The organism is Thauera sp. AutoDN2 (assembly GCF_051280715.1).
GTDB lineage: Bacteria > Pseudomonadota > Gammaproteobacteria > Burkholderiales > Rhodocyclaceae > Thauera.
The window spans coordinates 1-18,437 of the sequence record NZ_JBNCAR010000007.1 but is presented as its reverse complement, the minus strand read 5'-3'; the positions used below and the strand labels follow the sequence as shown (position 1 = coordinate 18,437).

Below are 18,437 nucleotides of genomic sequence, written 5' to 3'. Positions count from 1 at the left end.
CAGACGGCGGCCATCAGTTGCGCAGGGGCTTGCCAGTCTCCAGCATGTGCGCGATGCGCTGCTGGGTCTTCTCGGTCTTGAGCAGTTCGACGAACTGCGCACGCTCGACATCCAGGATCCACTGCTCGCCAACACGGCGATGGGTGTCCACCTCGCCGCCGCACAGCGCGGTGGCCGCCGCCCTGGCGACGCGGTAGTCGTGCGCCGAGATGAAGCCGCCCTCGGCCATGTTCACCAGCATCATTTCGCAGGTGGCAATGCCATTGCGTCCCGCCACGGTGACCTGCGGATCGAGCAGAGCCGGCCGCCAGGCCGATTCGGCCATCGCACGCGCACGGCGGATCGCCGCAAACAGGATCTCGTGCGCGTTGAACAGCACGTCGTCCGAGGCGCGGCCGAAGCCGAGCCGCACCGCATCCTGCGCGCTCTTGGCCACGGTGGCCATGGCGATGGTCTGGAACGCGTTCTGGATGAAGGGGAACACGTCGCCGCCCGCCGCACGCTGCGCCATGGCGTGCGCCTGCAGAGCAAACTCCTTGCAGCCGCCGCCGGCCGGGATCAGGCCCACGCCGGCCTCCACCAGGCCGACATAGCTCTCCAGCGCAAAGACCCGGTGCGCGGCGTGCATGACGAACTCGCAGCCGCCCCCCAGCGCCATGCCCTGCACTGCAGCCACCACCGGCACCTGTGCATGCTTGATCGCCATCGAGGTGCGCTGGAACTTGGCCACCATGTTCTCGAGCAGATCGAACTGCCCGGCACGGCAGGCCTCACCCACCTGCTGCAGGTTGGCGCCCACCGCAAAGGGTGCGGGCTGCCAGATCACCAGCCCGTCGAGTTCGCGCTCGGCACGCGCGATCGCCTCGAGCAGGCCATCCATGACCTCGTCGCCGATCGCGTGCATCTTGGAGGTGATCGACACGATGCCGATGCGCGCATCCTGGTCGGCACGGCGCCACAGGCGCACGCCGGCGTTCTCCCACAGCGTCTCGCCACGATCGTCCGGCGCCTCGCCAAGCACACGGTCGGGATAGAGCTGGCGCTCATACACCGGCAGCTTGGCACGCGCCTTCAGCGCGTTCTCCGCCGCACTGTAGGCGCCGGCCGGCGCATGCACGCCCTCGCGCTCGAACACCCAGGCCGGCAGCGGCACGTCGGCCATGGCGCGACCGTGCGCGATATCGTCGCGAACCATCTCCGCCACCGCCTTCCAGCCGGCGGCCTGCCAGGTTTCGAAAGGTCCCTGCGCCCAGCCGAAACCCCACCGCATAGCCAGATCCACATCGCGCGCGTTGTCGGCGATGTCGCCCAGGTGCACCGCGCAGTAATGGAACACATCACGGAAAATCGACCACAGGAACTGCGCCTGAGGGTGCGGATGCGCTGCGAGCTGGGCGAACTTTTCCGCCGGGTTCTTCAGTTTCAGGATCGCGTCGACCTCGGGGAAGACCTCACCGCCACTTTCGCGGTAGTCCTGCAGCTTCAGGTCGAGCACCTGGATCTGCTTGCCTTGCTTGCGGTAGATGCCGCACTTGGTCTTCTGCCCGAGCGCGCCCTTGGCGATCAGGGCCTGCAGCCATTCAGGCGTGCTGAAGTGCGCATGCCAGGGGTCGTTGGGCAGGGTGGCCTGCATGGTGCCGACCACGTGCGCCAGCGTATCCAGGCCCACCACGTCGCCGGTACGGAAGGTCGCGCTCTTGGGGCGGCCGATGCGCGGGCCGGTGAGCAGGTCGACTTCATCGAAGGCCAGCCCGAGGCGGGCGGTATGGTGCAGCACCGCGAGGATGGAGAACACGCCGACGCGGTTGGCGACGAAGTTGGGCGTGTCCTTGGCGCGAACGATGCTCTTGCCCAGACGCGTGGTCAGCCAGGTTTCCAGGCCGTCGAGCAGCGCGGGGTCGGTGGCCGCGGTGGGGATCAGCTCCACCAGCGGCATGTAGCGCGGCGGGTTGAAGAAGTGGATGCCGCAGAACTGACTGCGGCGATCGACCGGCATCCCGGCAGCAAGCGCCTCGATCGACAGGCCGGAGGTGTTGGAGGCAAAGATTGCCCCCGCCTTGAGGTGCGGCGCCACCTTGGCGTAGAGATCGAGCTTCCACTCCATCTTCTCCGCAATCGCCTCGATGACGAGGTCGCACTCGCCCAGGCGTGCGAGATCGCTGCCGTAGTTGGCGGGCTCGATGTACTGCGCCCGATCCTTGGCGGCGAACGGCGCCGGATCGAGCTTCTTCATGCCGGCGACGGCCTTGTCGATGATGCCGTTGGCCGGGCCTTCCTTGGCCGGTAGGTCGAACAGGACCACCGGCACGTCGGCATTGGCGCAATGGGCCGCAATCTGCGCCCCCATGACGCCGGCGCCGAGCACGGCAACCTTGCGAATGATCAATCTGCTCACATGCACCTCCTGATGAGAGAGTCTCGGTTCAAGCCCGCGCGCACGCGGCGCGGGCGCATTCGTGCTTCAGGCGAAGCGGGCGCGCAGGGCGCGCTTGTTGATCTTGCCGACACTCGTGCGATCCAGCGCATCGACAAACACCACCTTGTCGGGCACTGCATAGCGCGACACATGGCCTTCCTGCGCGGCACGCTCGACATGGGCGCGCACCGTGCCGGCATCCAGCGTGTCCTCGCTGCCGGGCTTTCGCACCACCAGCGCGGCGGGACGCTCGCCCCATTTTTCGTCCGGCACCCCGATCACCGCCACTTCGGCGACCCCCGCGCAGCGCCCGATGAGATCCTCCAGCTCGAGCGAAGACACCCACTCGCCGCCCGTCTTGATCACGTCCTTGATGCGGTCGGTGACCTGCAGGTAGCCGGCCGGGTCGATGTGGCCGATGTCCTGGGTATGCAGCCAGCCGCCTTCCCACAGATGCGCCGACGCCTCCGGGTTGTGCAGATAGCCTTGCGTCAGCCAGGGCGCGCGCACCACTACCTCGCCCACACTGCGGCCATCGCGGGCCACGTCGGCGAGATTCGCATCGACGGTGCGCAAATCGACCAGCGGGATCGGACGCCCGGTCTTCACGCGCAGATCGGCATGTGGCTGCGACGGGTCGGCGTCATGCGGCAGGTGCGCCAGGGTCAGGATCGGGCAAGTCTCCGACATTCCATAGCCGGTGAAGGCATCGATGCCACGCGCGAGCGCCTGCTCGGCCAGACCCGTGGGCAGCGCCGAACCGCCGATGACCACTTTCCAGCCGGAGAGGTCGACGTCCTTGGAGCGCGGCGACATCAGCAGCATCATCAGGATCGTGGGCACGCAGTGCGAGAAGCTGACCTTCTCGCGCTCGATCAGGCTCAACAGCGTGTCGGGGTGATAGCGCCCCGGATAGACCTGCTTCACCCCCGCAAGCGTGGCGATGTAGGGCACGCCCCAGGCATGGACATGGAACATCGGGGTGATCGGCATGTACACGTCGCCGCGATGGAAACGCCCCTGCGCGGGCGACAGGCCCAGCGCCGCCGTGGTCGCCAGCGTGTGCAGCACCAGCTGGCGATGGCTGAAATACACGCCCTTGGGCAGCCCCGTGGTGCCCGTGGTGTAGAAGGTGGTGGCCCGGGTGTTCTCGTCGAAATCCGGAAATTCGAACTCGCTGGACGCCTGCGCCAACAGCACCTCGTACTCTCCCACGAACCCTTCGGGCAGCGCATCCTCGTCGACCGGCTCGTCGCTGATCAGCACGAGCTTGCGCACGCTCTCCAGTTCGGTACGGAATTGCTTCAGCAGCGGTAGGAACTCGGCATTGACCAGCAGCACGCTCGCACCGGCGTGATTCAGCGTATAGGCGATCTGGTCCGGCGACAGGCGCACGTTCACGGTCTGCAGCACGGCGCCGTACATGGGTACGGCGAAGAAGCACTCCAGATAGCGGTGGCTGTCCCAGTCCATCACCGCCACCGTGTCCCCGCGCTGCACCTCGAGGCTGGCGAGTGCATTGCCGAGGCGGTCGATGCGTTCGAACAGGTCCGCATAGCGCATGCGCACCTTGTCCGCGTAAACGATCTCCTGGTCCGCGGCGGTGGCACGCGGCGTGTGCAGGAGTTGCTTGATCAGCAGTGGATAGCCATACGCCGAGGGCGTCGATTCGATCAGATGTTCATGCATGGACAGCAAACCTCCGGTTGTACAGTGCGGCATTCGTGCGGCGCTTGTGCCGCATTCACTCGGCCGGAATCGGCCGCTTGCGCCCGCGATCATCGAGCGCCACGTAGGTGAGGCGCGCGTCCGTCACCTTCACCACCACCAGGTTCTCCGGGTCACGCTCGGCGAAGACCTCCACATCGACCGTCACCGAGCTGCAACCCACCGACACCACCTCCGCATAGAAACTCACCAGGTCGCCCACCGACACCGGCTGCTTGAATACGAACGAATTCACCGCCACGGTCGCGACGCGACTCTTGGCCCGCCTGTGCGCGGGGATCGCCCCCGCGATATCGACCATCGACATGATCCAGCCACCGAACACGTCACCCGCAGGGTTGAGGTCGGCGGGCATCGGCATCACGCGCAGGGCGGGCTGTTTGTGCTCCGGAAGCGAGGTAAACACGGGGGCTGCATGCGGGGGCATCACGAACTCCTTGCGCCAGGCACCAACTTCGAAGGGGAAAAGACCGGGGCTGGCCGGGATGCAAGCCACCCGCGGCCACCTGTGCCGCAGGGCGACACGTAGCGGGCCCTAGCTCCTGTTCGCAACATAGTGCATCGGCCCGCCGGTGTGAGGTGCGAAGCCCGCACCGAAGATCACGCCTGCGTCGGCCAGGTCGGCATCGGCGACCACCCCCTGCGCCACGCAGCGCTGCGTGGCGTCGAGCAAGGGGGCGATCACGCGTCCGGCCAGCCCGTAGGGAATCGGCTCGGGCGCAGGCTTGCGGCGCTTGCCGCCCTTTTGCTGCGCCTCGCCCTTGATCGCCTTGCCATCTTCCCAACGATAGTAGCCTTCCCCGCTCTTGCGGCCGAGCTTGCCTTCGCCGACCAGCTTCATCAGCCGCCTCGGCGGCTCGGCCCCCTCACCCGCAAGCGCCTTGCCCGCCGCGACCGCTATATCCAGCCCCACGGTATCGACCAGCTCGACCGGCCCCATCGGCATGCCGAAGGCAAGCAATGCGGCATCGACGGTCTCGGGGGCGACGCCTTCCTCCACGCAGCGCAGGGCCTCGAGCATGTAGGGGCCGAGCACCGCATTGACGAGAAAGCCCGGCGTACTCTTGACCGGCAGCGGCAGCTTGTCGATCCGGCGCACGAAGCCGGTGGCGCGGCGCAGGACTTCGGCGTCGGTGGCCTCGCCCTGCACCACCTCGACCAGCGGCAGCATCGGCACCGGGTTGAAGAAATGGATACCCACCAGCCGCGCGGGGTCTTTCAGCGCAGTGGCGATGTCCTCCAGGCGCAGGCTGGATGTGTTGGTGGCCAGCAGCGCATCGGGCTTCGCGCGCGCTTCCAGATCCGCGAACAGGCTACGCTTGGCGTCCAGGTTCTCGAAGATGGCTTCGATGATCACGTCCGCGCGCGCCACACCCGTGCCCCTGGGGTCGGGGATGAGCCGGTCGAGTGTGAACCGAACCTGCTTCGGATCGCCCTTGTGGCGGCGCTCGAACAACTTTGCGGCGCGCGCGATCGCCGGTGCGATGCGCTCGACGGACTGGTCCTGCAGCGTCACCGTCATGCCGCGCAGCGCACACACCGCGGCGATGTCGCCGCCCATGACGCCCGCACCCACCACATGAACGTGGCGTGGCGCGAAGTCGCTGTCCTTGCCGAAGGCCTTGAGCCGCTCCTGCAGGAAAAAGACGCGTACCAGGTTGCGCGCGGTCGGCGAGGTGAAGATCGTGTCGAGCGAGGACGGATCCTGCGCCGGAACGTCGAGCGCGTTGCCGCGGTAGCGCTCCCAGATGTCGATGATCGCGAACGGTGCCGGGTAGTTTTCGCGGCTCACCTTGCTCGCAGCCTGGGCGCGGGCCTTGTCGGCGACCTTTGCCCGCGCCGGGCCGTTCATCGCCCAGCGCAGCGCGCGCTCCTTGAGCGGCAGCTTGCGTGCCGGCGCACCGGACAGGGCCATGATGCGCGCGGCCGATTCCATCACCCGCGGCGGCACGCAGTCGTCGGCGATGCCGAGGCGCTTCGCCTTCCTTGCGTCCACCGCCTTGCCCGTCAGCATCATGTCCAGCGCCGCAGCTGGGCCGATCCGGTCGGGCAGGCGCAACATGCCGCCCCACCCCGGCACGATGCCGAGCATGACCTCGGGCAGCGCGAGCTTGGTGCCGAGTTCGTCCACCACGATGCGGTAACGGCAGGCGAGCGCCAACTCCAGCCCCCCGCCCATGCAGTGGCCGCGGATCAGGGCCAGCGTGGGGTACCCCACCGCAGCCAGCCGGTTGAACAGCAGCCAGCCACGCTCGACCAGCCTGCGCGCGGCCAGCACCGAGTCCAGCCGCGAAAACTCCTCGATATCGGCGCCGGCGATGAAGCCGGCGGGCTTGGCCGAGGCAATCACCAGCGCCTTCGGCGGCGCAGCGTCCAGCGCGTCGAGCACGCTGGCGAACTCGCTCATCACCTCGGACGACAGCACGTTCGCGCTCGCGTCCGCCTTGTCCAGATCCAGCCAGGCCAAACCGGATTCCTCCCGACGCAGGCGCCAGTGCTTCCAGTCATGTTGCATGTTCGTGCTCATCAGACGGTCTCCACCAGCATCGCGCCACCCTGCCCACCACCGATGCAGATCGACGCGAGGCCACGCCCGCCGCCCTTGCGGCGTAGCACATGCAGCAGATGGAGCACGATGCGAGCTCCGCTCGCGCCGACCGGATGGCCGAGCGCGACCGCGCCACCATCCACGTTGAGCCGCTCCGCAGCCGGTGCGCCAGGGGCGTCGGTGCCGAAATGGGTGCGGCAGTATTCGTCGTCGCCGAAGGCACGCAGGCAGGCGATCACCTGCGCTGCGAAGGCCTCGTTGAGCTCCCACGCATCCAGGTCGTTCGGCGCCAGGCCGTGGCGCTGCAGGATCGGCATCGTGGCGTGCACCGGCCCCAGACCCATCTGATCGGGCGCGAGGCCTGCCCACTGACTGTCGACGATGCGCCCGAGCGGCTGCAGGCCGTGGCGCTCGACCGCCTCTTCCGAGGCCAACACCAGCCAGGCGGCGCCATCGGTGATCTGCGAGCTGTTGCCGGGGGTGACACGGCCGTACTTCCTGTCGAAGAACGGCTTGAGCTTGGCGAGATTGGCCATGGACGAGTCGTGCCGCACGCCGTCGTCGGCCGCGTAGACCTTGCTGTCGCGATCGACCAGCGGAACGATCTCGTCGGCGTAGTGCCCAGCGTCCTGCCCGGCGCATACGCGGCGGTGGCTCTCGACCGCGAAGGCGTCCATGTCCTCACGGCTGATGCCGAACTTCCACGCCAGATTCTCGGCAGTCTGGCCCATCAGTTGCCCGACGATCGGGTCGGTCAGCCCCTTCATGATGCCGATCACCGGACTCAGGTGGCCGAAGCGGAAGCGCCGGAGCATCTCGAAGCGCTGTCCTGCGTCCCTGGCCGCGTACCAGCCCGCCAGCCAGCGCACCATCTTGTCCGAGAACAGCAGCGGCGCGTGCGACAGCGCATCCACACCGCCGGCGAGCACGAGCTGGCTGCGACCGCACTGGATGTTGGCAATCGCGGAGTCGATGGCCTGCATGCCGGAGGCACAGTTGCGCATCACCGTCCAGCCGGGCACCGCGTTGCCGCAGCCCATGCGCAGCGCCACCACACGGCCGATGTTGACCTCGTCGACCGAAGGGCTGGCACAGCCCAGGATCACCTCGTCGAGTTCATCGGGAGCGAAGGGCTGGCGCACCAGCAGTGCACTGCCCGCGGCGGTGGCCATGTCCGCCCCGGTGAAGGGACCCGGCGCATTGCGTGCCTTGAGGAAAGGCGTGCGCGCACCGTCGACAATGTAGACCGGACGCGTCATGCCGCCCCCTCGCGCGCCGGCGAGTGCGACGGCACCTTGCGCATCGCAGCCTTGAGTCCGAAGTCGTACTTGAAGTCGTCCACCCGGATGACCTTGTCGCGCAACATGTTCCGGCGCTCGATGATCGCGTACTCGCGCTCGTCGATCACCCCCGCATGCAGGGCAATGCGCCAGATCTCATCCACGTCCCCGGAGGCGAGGATCCTGGGATCGAAGCGCCCCTCACGGCGCGCCTCCTTGAGCTTGGCCTCGATCCGCTCCGCGTCGATGGTCGCGACCAGCGCTGCCTCGAGCGCACCGACGGGCTCCTCGACATCGGTGGGCAGATGCACATCGGACGTCAGGCGGTCGCGGGTTGGCGAGGGTTCGAGCAGCAGCGCCGCGACCTGATGCCCGAGCTTGTCGGAAGGCACGACATACGGGCGGCCGAGCGGGAACACCACCACGCGGTGCAGCAGGAAGGCGAAGAATCGGTTCGGGAAGTTCGCGATCACGCCCTCGAAGGCCTGCTGGATACGGAACATGCAGTCCCAGATCGCCCAGTGCATCAGGGGCGCATCGGCCGCCTGGCGACCTTCGGCCTCGTAGCGCCGCAGGGTTGCGCTGACCAGGTACATCAGCGAAAGAATGTCACCCAGACGGGCGGAGAGCTTTTCCTTGCGCTTGAGCGCACCGCCCATCGTGCCCATGGAGATGTCGGCGATGAAGGCGAACGCAGCCGAGAAGCGCGTGAGTTGCTGGTAGTAACGCCGGGTTTCCGGCGCCACCGTGTCCGGCACGCCGACGAAGTGCGAACCGGTCAGCCCCATCACCAGCGCCCGCGCCGCATTGGACACGGTGAAACCGACGTGCCCCCAAAGCGCCTTGTCGAAGGCCTTCAGGTCGCCGCGCTGCGCCGCGTGCATTTCCTTGAGCACGTAGGGATGGCAACGGATCGCACCCTGGCCGAAAAGGATCAGGCTGCGGGTGAGGATGTTGGCACCCTCCACGGTGATGCCCACCGGAATCTGCTGGTAGGCACGCCCGAGGAAGTTCTGCGGCCCCAGGCAGATGCCCTTTCCGCCGATCACATCCATGCCGTCGTTCACCGTCTGGCGAGCGCGCTCGGTAACGTGATATTTCACGATCGCCGACACCACCGAAGGCTTCTCGCCCAGATCGATTGCGCCCGCGGTCATCACCCGCGCCGCATCGCACAGATAGGTGTTGGCGCCGATGCGGGTAAGCGCCTCTTCCACGCCCTCGAAGCGACCGATCGCGGTCTTGAACTGGTAGCGCACGCGAGCATAGGCGCCCACCGCACGCGCAGTCATCTTCTGCATGCCGGTATTGGAGCCCGGCAGCGAGATGCTGCGGCCGGCCGCGAGGCACTCCATCAGCATGCGCCAGCCCTGGCCGGCCATCTTCGGCCCGCCGATGATGAACTCGAGCGGCACGAACACATCCTTGCCGCGCACCGGACCATTCATCCACACCGCATTGAGCGGGAAGTGGCGGTGCCCGATGTCCACTCCCGGATGGTCGTGCGGGATCAGTGCGCAGGTGATGCCGAGCACCTCCTCGCCCCCCAGCAGGCGATCGGGATCGTAGAGATGGAAGGCCAGGCCGAACACGGTGCATACCGGCGCCAGGGTGATGTAGCGCTTGTCGAAGCTGACGCGCATGCCGAGCACTTCCTCGCCGTTCCACATGCCCTTGCACACCACGCCGGCATCGGGGATGGAGGCCGCATCGGAGCCCGCCCACGGACTGGTGAGCGCAAACGCCGGAATCTCCTCACCGGTCGCCAGTCGCGGCAGATAGTGCTGCTTCTGCTCGGGCGTGCCGTAGTGCAACAGCAATTCCGCCGGTCCGAGCGAATTGGGCACCATCACCGTCACCGCCGGCGCCGAGGAGCGCGTGGACAGCTTGGTCACGACCTGGGAGTGGGCGAAGGCGGAGAAGCCCTTTCCGCCGTACTCCTTGGGGATGATCATGCCAAGGAAGCCCTTTTCCTTGATGTACTGCCAGACCTCGGCCGGCATGTCGCCCTTCTGCGTGCAGTCCCAGTCGTCGGTCAGGCGGCAGAGTTCATCGGTTTCGTTGTCGAGGAAGGACTGTTCCTCTGCGTTGAGCTTCGGCCAGGGATAGGACTGCAGCTTGTTCCAGTCGGGCTTGCCGGCGAACAGCTCGCCTTCCCACCACACGGTGCCGGCCTCGAGCGCGTCCTTCTCGGTCTGCGACATCGTCGGCAGCACCGCGCGGAAGGCCTTGAAGATCGGACCGGTGATCCGCTTCAGGCGCATGCCTTCATTCATCATCGCTCCGAGCGCGCCGCCATAGGCCAGAAGCGCGAGGACAGTCCAGCCAAACCCCCAGCCTGCAGCCCAGCCCACGGCAGCAAGCCACGCCAACCCAAGCCCGAGCCAGGCAAAAAGAGGCGCTCGCCCGTAGGCGAGCGCGCCTGCCAAGGGAGGGAGGGAAACCAGTAGCAACCAGATCATCTTTCGTATTCTCCTGATCGGTCAGCGCACATCGCCCGGCTCGGCCGTGCCGGAGTGTGCAAAATCGGGCAGGGGCGCCCTGAGGCCGCCCAGCAGGAAGGACATCAATCGCGGAATCAGCCGCGCGGGGTCTTCGTCGTCGAACTTGCCGGCGAAAAGTTGCAGTGCGTCAGTGCCGGCGATCGCGTAGGAGGTCGCACCCATCATGAAGTGGAAGCGCCACAGGATCTCCTCGCGTGGCACGCCCGGCAGGGACTCGTACAGCGCAGCGAGAAAGCGCTCCAGCGTGTCCGCATATTCGGCCGCGAGAAACTTGCGCACGAAGGCGTTCGGCTCGGTGTAGGTCCGACCGAGCAGCTGCATGAAGATCCGCCCCCCGTGTGCGAGATCGGTCGCCATCTGCAGCGAGGGCTCGAAGAACGCCTCCAGCACCTGCGAGGGCTTGACGCGGACACCTGCACGCACCGCATCCGCCTCCACCTGATCCAGCGCAGCCAGGCGGCGCTGGTTGAGTTCCCCCAGACGGCGCCGGAAAACCTCCTGGATCAGGTTTTCCTTCGAGCCGAAGTGATAGTTCACGGCAGCCAGGTTCACCCCCGCGAGCGCGGTGATCATGCGCATGGAGGTCACCTCCAGCCCATGCTCGACAAACAGGGCCTCGGCTGCATCCAGGATGCGGCCGCGCGTCTCGGGTCCATGTCTGCCGGTTGTTGTGCTCACCATCGGTCTCCTGAATGAGTCAAGCTCATTCAAACGTTCGTTTGAATTCTAAGGAAAGCCTGAAGCCTGTCAATATTTTTCATGTGCGGATTTGTCTCTCTTTGCGCGAACCTCGCCGCCGGACGCAAGGCCCGCACGCTCAGCCCTTCCTTTCGGCCGCCGGGCGGTCGCCGAGCAGCAATGCCGCCAGCGAGGGCAGCAGCAGCAGCGCGCCAAGCATGTTGATCACGAACATCAGCGCCATGATCAGACCCATGTCGGCCTGGAACTTGAGCGCCGAGAAGATCCACGTGCCTACCCCCACCGCCATGGTCGTGGCGGTAAACATCACCGCCGTGCCGCGCTGGCTCAACGCGGCGTAAAAGGCGTCGGGCAGCGAATCACCATGCTCGAAGCGGTGCGACATGCGTTCGTAGAAATAGATGCCGTAGTCGACCCCGATCCCCACGGCGATCGCCACCACCGGCAGCGTGGACACCTTGAGCCCGATGCCGAGCAGCGCCATCAGCGCGTTGCAGAACACCGCAGCGATCATCAGCGGCAGGATGATGCACAACGTGGCACGCCAGGAGCGGAACTCGAGGAAGAACAGCAGGCTGATCGCCCCGAACACCAGCACCAGGATCTCGAGCGAGGCCGCGTCGACGGCCTCGTTGGTCGCGGCCATGACCCCCACGTTGCCGGAGGCGAGCAGGAAGTCGATATGCTCGCCACGATTGGCTTCGCGGAAGGCCTTCACCTCGGAGACGATGTGGGCGATCGTCGGCCCTTCGTGGTCGCGCGTGAAGATCAGCACCTGCATCGCGCTGCAGTCGGTATTGAGCAGGCCGGTACTGGTATCGACCGGCGTCACCGACTGTGCGAGCACGGTCGGGTTGCGCGACAACGCCCGCCAGGCGGGGTTGCCTTCGTTCCACCCCGCATTGATCGTCCTTGCCACGCCCGGCAGGCCAACCACGCTCTGCACCCCATGAACGCCGCGCATGGTGGTTTCGAAGCGGTCGATGGTGTCCATGATTTCGAAGTTCGTGCATGCGCCATCCACGCCCTTCGTCTGCACGATCACGGACAGCACATCCACACCGATCGAGAACGACTCGACGATTGCGGCCGTATCCTGGTTGTAGCGTGAGTCCTCATGCAGTTCGGGGATGCCGTGACCGAGATCGCCGGTGCGCAGGTCACGCGACTTCCAGGTGGCTGCGCCCAGCAGCACCGCGGTGATCAGCACCACCACCGTGGCTCGCTTGGGCTCGGCCAGCGTACGCAGGCGCGCCCACAGCCAGTGGTCCTTCGCTTCGGCGGTCATGGTCCGCCGCATCGCCTCCGCATCGAGCCGCGTCCACGACAGCAGCACCGGCAGCAGCAGCATGTTGGTGACCAGGATGAGTGCCACACCGAGCCCGGCGGTAAGCGCCAGCTCGCGCACCATGTCGATTTCGATGCGCAGGATGACGAGGAAGCCGACCACGGTCGTGGTCAGCGCCATCGAGCCCGGGAGCACCAGACGGCGGAAGGCATTGTGCGCACCGGTCAGCGGCCCCACCCCCTGCATGATTTCCAGCCGCCAGGCGTGCGTCATCTGTACCGCATGGCTGACGCCGATGGCGAAGATCAGGAAAGGCACCAGAATGGACATCGGGTCGATGCCGAAGCCGATCAGCGGTAGCAGCCCCATCAGCCAAACGACCGGGACCATCGCGCATGCCAGCGTGAGCACTGCAAGCTTGACCGAACCCGAGTACAGGAACAGCAGTACCGCGGTAATGCCGAACGCAACCACGAAGAACATCAGCACGCCACGCGCGCCGTCGGTGATGTCACCCACCGCCTTTGCGAAGCCGATGATGTGCACATCCAGCCCCTCGCCCGCATAGCGCGCGCGCAGGTCCTCGAGTTGCTTCGCCACGGCAAGGTAATCCAGCCGGGCACCGGTGTTCGGATCGATCTCGAGCAGCTCCGCGCTGATCATCGCCGCGCGGTGATCGTTGGACACCAGGCGGCCGACGCGACCGGACTTGAGCACGTTCTCACGCACGGTCTCGAGATCCGCCGCCGTGCCCTCGAAGTCCGCCGGGATGACGTTGCCACCGGCAAAACCGGCCTCGACCACCTCGATGAAACGTACGTTGGGCGTAAACAGCGAGGTCACGGTCGCCCGGTCCACGCCCGGAATGAAGAACACCTCGTCGGTGGCAGATTTCAGCTTCTGCATGAAACCCGCGTTGTAGATGTCGCCCTCATGCTGACGCAGCGCGACCAGCACGCGGTTGGCACCACCGAAGGTGTTGCGGTAGGCCATGAAAGTCTTCATGTATTCGTGCTCGAGCGGGATCATCTTCTCGAAACCCGCGTCGACCTGCAGGCGGCTCGCCGACGCGCCGAGCAGCACGGTCAACAGCACGAAAACGCCCAGGAAGAACTTGCGCCGCTTGAACAGCAGCAGACCAAGGAACTCGACGAACTGCTTCAACATCAGGACTTCTCCCCGGCCACCGCGGGCAAGCTCATGCGCACCACGCCCTCCTCACCCACCAGCAGAATCTCGCCATCCCCCACTTCTGCCACCGCCGCACGCACCAGCCGGTCCGGCCCCTGCAGACGGTCGAAGCTGTGCCCCTGATCCGCACTCACCAACACCACGCCGCTCTGGCCAACCAGTACCACCCTGCCGTCCCGAAGCACGCGCCCGCCGAAGAGAGAGGCATGCACGCCCGTATCGACCTCGGTCCAAGAGTCCCCAGCATCATCGGTGCGGAACACATGGCCCCGCATGCCGAACACCAGGGCACGCCCCTCGGCAAGCGAAAGCGCATTGAAGAAGGACCCCGCATAGGGGGACTCGAGCGCTGACCAGGTCTGCCCGCCGTCGTCCGAACGCAGCAGCGTGCCGGCCTCGCCGGCAATCAGGAAACGCTCGCCACCGAGCGGCAGCACCGCATTGAGGTGCAGCGCGTCCGCGTTCGCCTCGATCTCGCGCGGCGCCCAGGTTTCGCCGCCATCGGAGGTCGCGAGGAAACGCCCGTAGGCACCGACCGCAAAGCCCTGTCCGCCTTCACCGAGCCACAGCCCGAACAGCGGCTCTTCGGCCTCGGGATCGGATTGCACCATGCGCCAGCTCTCGCCCCCGTCCTCGCTGCGCAGGACCACGGCGTCATGCCCGACCGCGACCGCCTGCCGGGCGTCGATGAAACGCACCGCCGCAAGCACTGCTGCGCCTGGGGCGCTGGCTGCACGCCAGCTCCCGCCACGATCGTCGGAGATGAAGATCTTCCCGCGTTCACCCACCGCGAGCAGCCGGCCTTCGGGGCTCTCGGCAGCATCGAGCATCTGCAGGTTCGAGATCCGGACCTGGGTGGGCGGCATGGGCGAGTCGCTTCGCCCGGAGAAAGCGTAGGCCGTCGCTGCCACCACGAAGGCGACGAAGAGGACGCCGATTGCTCGGTTCATGAGGAGGTGCTCGCATGCCGCGCCCTTGCAAGGGGCCGGCAGTCAGGACAGGAAAGAGGTCTTGCCGTTCGTCGGGGACGGGCGACCCGCAGCCCGACGAACGAAAACGCCCGGCCTCGGCAGGCCGGGCTTGCCGCATCAGCGCGTACCCGCGCCGCGCAGGCCCGCCGGCGTGAAGTCCGCCGGACGCGCATCGATCGCCTGATAGACGCGCGGCTCGTCGTTACGCAGGCCCATCGCGATGTAGCGGCCGGACTGCAGGTCGTGGTGCACCTCCAGGCTCGGGTACAGCATCGGAATGTCGTACCAGTTCACGGTGTGCAGCTCCGACACCCGCCACAGCTGGTCACGAGCGTCGTATTTGTCGATCACCAGGATCGACCACGAATCCTCGTCGAGGTAGAACGTCCGGCGCTTGTAGCTGTGGCTGGTGCCGTCCTTCAGCGTCGCATCCACCACCCACACACGGTGCAGCTCGTAGCGCGCGTGCTCGGGATTCAGGTGCCCGGCCTGCAGCACGTCAGCCATCTTCACCGTGTTGCCCACCAGCTTGTAGCTGTTGTAAGGAACGTAGATCTCCTTCTTGCCTACGAGCTTCCAGTCGTAACGGTCGATGGCGCCGTTGTACATGTCGAAGTCGTCGTTGGTGCGCAGACCGTCGGCCGCTGTGCCCGGGTTGTCATAGGCGACATTGGGCGCCAGGCGCACGCGGCGCTGGCCGGGGTTGTAGGTCCAGGCCTGGCGGCGGTCGAGGAACTCGTGCACCAGCAGGATCTGCCCCGCCAGTCGGGCCGGCGCGGTCACCGTTTGCAGGAAGTTGAACAGTTTGCCCTGCTCGATCTGCTCCGGCGACTTGTTCAGGCTGCCGTAGTGGAAGTCGTACTGGTACTCGAAGCGCACCGGCGTGTAGGTGCCCTGGCGTGTCACCGCTGCCTGGCTCCAGTTCATCGCATAGGCCTCGCCGCGGTAGCGGGCGAGGTGGTTCCAGATCGCCTCGGCGCCGTTCTGCGGAATCGGGAAGGGGATGCCGCCCGTGGTGCCTTCAACCGTGCGTCCACCGTCGACCAGCCTGGCGCGGCTGGCGTTGGCGACGGTCTGCTCGTAGTGCCCCTGCGGGAAGGCCGCGCTGCGCCGCGTCGGGTAGACGTTCAGCTTCCAGGTGGCGTAGGTCTTGAGCATCTCGAGCTGGCCCGGGGTGAGCTTGTCGGCATGCTGCGCGTGGTTGCTGGCGTCGATCGTGAACAGCGGCTTGTCGGCTGCGAAGGGGTCGGCATAGTGCCCGCCCGCCTCATGACCCGCCGGAGCGGCTTTCAGGCCGCCGTCCCAGGCGGGAATGGTGCCCGCCGCGTTGCCGGCGAGTTCCGCCCCCATGGGCGTCAGGTCCTTGCCCAACCGCGAGGCATCGGCCAGGGCCGGCGTGGCCAGCGCCACCGCGAGCGCTGCGCCGAGAATCGTGAGTGTCTTGCGCATAACTTGAGTCTCCAGAATCCGGTGGGTGCTCAGAACGAGTAGCTGACGCTGACCGAGAGGAAATCGCGGTCGTAGAGCGGGTTGGTGTGGCTCGCGTAGGTCTGCGGCTGGCCATACGGATTCGGGCTCGGATCGACCCCCGTGATCTTCTTGCCACCGAAGAAGGTGCTGTACGCAATGTCGGCCTGCCAGTTCTGCCGGTAGTTCATGCCCAGCCCCAGCGTGACGGCCTTGGCACCTTCATTGAAGGTCGGCCCCCTGCCGCTGACGTCATGCGAAAACGCGATGCGCGGCGAGAGGTTCACACCGGCAACCGCGTTCGGGTACTCGAAGCGGGCAAGCAGCCGATACCCCCACGAGTTTTCCGTCATGAAGCAACCGGCGCTGGTGGCGCCGAACGAAGTGGCCGTCGACGAACCCACCTGCGGCAGATGGCAGCCGGATGCTGCGAACTTCAGATTCGAAGGCAGATTCAGATGCGTATAGCCGATCTCTCCGACCACGACCATCTGCTCCGCACCCAGCACCTGCGGCACCGCCTTGGTACCGGTCAGCTGAACCTGATGCATCTTCACGCGGCGATACCCCGTGATCTCCTCGCCATAGGGCTTCAGGAAGGCAGTCGGAACGAATGTGCTCGGCCCCACCTGCGTCACGCCCGTGCCCGTGATCTGGTTGGGCGCACCCAGCGCTGCAAGCAGCAATTCTGCCGACGGCAACTGGACCGGCTGGTTCTTGCGATATGAGTACTCCCCCTGCAGGGCGATGCCGGCCGGACCTGCGGTGTTGAAGCTCAAACCGAACAGCTTGATGTTCTCTGGATAATCGACGAAATACTCCCCGCCACGACCGCTCGCGTAGGCGCACCCGCCCGGCAAGCCGCTTGCCCCTGAGGCGACGACAGGATCGAACACGTTGCAGCCGGGAATCGGCGTGCCGTGGGTCGAGTACCCTCCCCGGTAGCCCGAAACGAACGGAATCCGGCTGTGGTAGTTCACGTGATAAAGGCCGAATTCGGTGTAGTTCCACTCAGGTACCAGCATCCTCAACGCAAGACCGTACTCGCCGCCATTCCCCGGCTCCCGGTCATCCGCACGAGGCGCGAAAAGCTGGGCGGGCGTGGTCGGTCCCATGTACATCATCGGCGGCTTGTTGCCGTCATTCAGCCGGCCAAAGCCGGTGTAGGCGATGTTGCCCCCCGCAGACACGAAGTCGTTGGTGCTGAAGAAGGTCCCCGCCGGCTCGATCTTGGTCTTCTCCCACTCCGCCATCCACACGACTTCAGCGGAGACGTTGTCGGTGAGTTCCTGCGAAGCCCACAGCATGCCGATCGGGGTCAGGCCTTCCTTGAGTTCGGAGCCGGGCACGCGCAAGCGGCTGACGTTGACCGGGTTGAGGACATTGATGCCGTTCTGGATGAAGGTGCTCTCGCCCCAGCTCACCACCTGGCGACCGGCACGCACATTGAGCGCCCGACCGCCAACGTCGAAGCGCCCGCGCACATAGGCGTCGAGCAGCTCCGCATCGCGCCCGAGTTCGCCGCGCGCGGCATTGCTCATGCCGCTCTTGTGCATGAAGGCGTGGTCGTAGAAATAGGTGCCACGGAAGAAGGCGCCGAAGTTCCGGTAGCTCAGCTCCAGGTCGTGCGTGGCCTTGAAGGCCAGCGAAACCATGTCACCCTTGTCGTACTTGAGGTTACCGTCATCGGAGTTGGGGTCGCGCGAGGTACCGCCGTTGGCGATGCTGATCAGCGAAGACTCGCGATCCTGCATCCGCCACAGGCCGCCGACCGAAAGCGTGGTATCGAAACTGCCCGTCACCTCGCCGCTGGCACTGGTGAACTCGAACGCATGCACCGCGGTGGGCGCAGCAAAGGCCAGGGCAACGGAAGCTGCCAGGGTACCGAGCGCCAGCCCGGGGCGGCGCGGCTGCGCTGCTGAATGACTCCGACTCATTTGACTCCTCCTCATGGGCGATTTCGCCGCCAACTGGCGGAAAATCTTGTTGTAGACGTGGCCAAGGTTCTGCGAAACACGCATCGCATGCCGAGCGCATCGCGCAAACACCGATACCGAGCATGCGCAAGTCCGCGTTCCGTGTCTCCTCGGGAAAAACGCGTATGCACCGTCCGGCCTGCGTGAGCCACCCATCGTTTCTGCGATGAGCGTATCGAAAGAACTAATTCGAACGTTTGTTTGAATACTACAAAGTCCGCCGCGGAAGTCAAGCTGAGCATGCGTGTTTTTTTGCACGGAAGGCCCGGAATTGTTGGCAACAAATAGAACTGTCCGGTGTTGTAGCAAATGAATTGTCCGCTCGGTTATGCGAGGTGGGAAGCCTGCAAAGGGCGTAGCCCGAAGCAG

Annotated in this window: 11 protein-coding genes; all 11 read right to left on the bottom strand. The window is 66.0% G+C overall.

What is annotated here, in order from left to right:
• Positions 1 to 13: 13 nt before the first annotated feature.
• On the bottom strand, positions 14 to 2,395 hold the full coding sequence (locus tag ACPT9U_RS06060; RefSeq protein WP_435750229.1) for a 3-hydroxyacyl-CoA dehydrogenase/enoyl-CoA hydratase family protein: 2,382 nt from the start codon (positions 2,393 to 2,395) through the stop codon (positions 14 to 16).
• Between the two features lie 66 nt (positions 2,396 to 2,461).
• The gene (locus ACPT9U_RS06055) at positions 2,462 to 4,105 is read right to left on the bottom strand and encodes a fatty acid--CoA ligase (RefSeq protein ID WP_435750228.1); all 1,644 of its coding nucleotides are present in this window, start codon (positions 4,103 to 4,105) and stop codon (positions 2,462 to 2,464) included.
• 55 nt (positions 4,106 to 4,160) lie between these two features.
• A complete protein-coding gene (locus ACPT9U_RS06050) occupies positions 4,161 to 4,571 on the bottom strand; it encodes an acyl-CoA thioesterase (RefSeq protein ID WP_435750227.1) in 411 nt (136 codons plus the stop codon).
• Positions 4,572 to 4,679: 108 nt separating this feature from the next.
• Complete coding sequence (locus ACPT9U_RS06045) at positions 4,680 to 6,671, bottom strand: 3-hydroxyacyl-CoA dehydrogenase NAD-binding domain-containing protein (protein ID WP_435750226.1); 1,992 nt, start codon at positions 6,669 to 6,671, stop codon at positions 4,680 to 4,682.
• The gene (locus ACPT9U_RS06040; RefSeq protein WP_418364344.1) at positions 6,671 to 7,951 is read right to left on the bottom strand and encodes an acetyl-CoA C-acetyltransferase; all 1,281 of its coding nucleotides are present in this window, start codon (positions 7,949 to 7,951) and stop codon (positions 6,671 to 6,673) included. The genes ACPT9U_RS06045 and ACPT9U_RS06040 overlap by 1 nt, the downstream gene beginning before the upstream one ends.
• Positions 7,948 to 10,434: an acyl-CoA dehydrogenase gene (locus ACPT9U_RS06035; protein WP_435750225.1), complete on the bottom strand. Its 2,487-nt coding sequence runs from the start codon at positions 10,432 to 10,434 to the stop codon at positions 7,948 to 7,950. Before ACPT9U_RS06035 ends, ACPT9U_RS06040 begins: the two co-directional genes overlap by 4 nt.
• A gap of 21 nt (positions 10,435 to 10,455) precedes the next feature.
• The gene (locus ACPT9U_RS06030; protein ID WP_435750224.1) at positions 10,456 to 11,157 is read right to left on the bottom strand and encodes a TetR/AcrR family transcriptional regulator; all 702 of its coding nucleotides are present in this window, start codon (positions 11,155 to 11,157) and stop codon (positions 10,456 to 10,458) included.
• A gap of 136 nt (positions 11,158 to 11,293) precedes the next feature.
• Positions 11,294 to 13,630, bottom strand: coding sequence for an efflux RND transporter permease subunit (locus ACPT9U_RS06025; protein WP_435750223.1), 2,337 nt, complete (start codon positions 13,628 to 13,630; stop codon positions 11,294 to 11,296).
• Positions 13,630 to 14,604, bottom strand: a complete 975-nt coding sequence (locus ACPT9U_RS06020; RefSeq protein WP_435750222.1) for a WD40/YVTN/BNR-like repeat-containing protein — start codon at positions 14,602 to 14,604, stop codon at positions 13,630 to 13,632. Before ACPT9U_RS06020 ends, ACPT9U_RS06025 begins: the two co-directional genes overlap by 1 nt.
• Positions 14,605 to 14,742: 138 nt before the next feature.
• Positions 14,743 to 16,074 (bottom strand): DUF1329 domain-containing protein, encoded by a 1,332-nt coding sequence (locus ACPT9U_RS06015; RefSeq protein WP_435750221.1) that lies wholly within the window; start codon positions 16,072 to 16,074, stop codon positions 14,743 to 14,745.
• Positions 16,075 to 16,103: 29 nt separating this feature from the next.
• Positions 16,104 to 18,029: a DUF1302 domain-containing protein gene (locus ACPT9U_RS06010; protein ID WP_435750220.1), complete on the bottom strand. Its 1,926-nt coding sequence runs from the start codon at positions 18,027 to 18,029 to the stop codon at positions 16,104 to 16,106.
• Positions 18,030 to 18,437 lie beyond the last annotated feature (408 nt).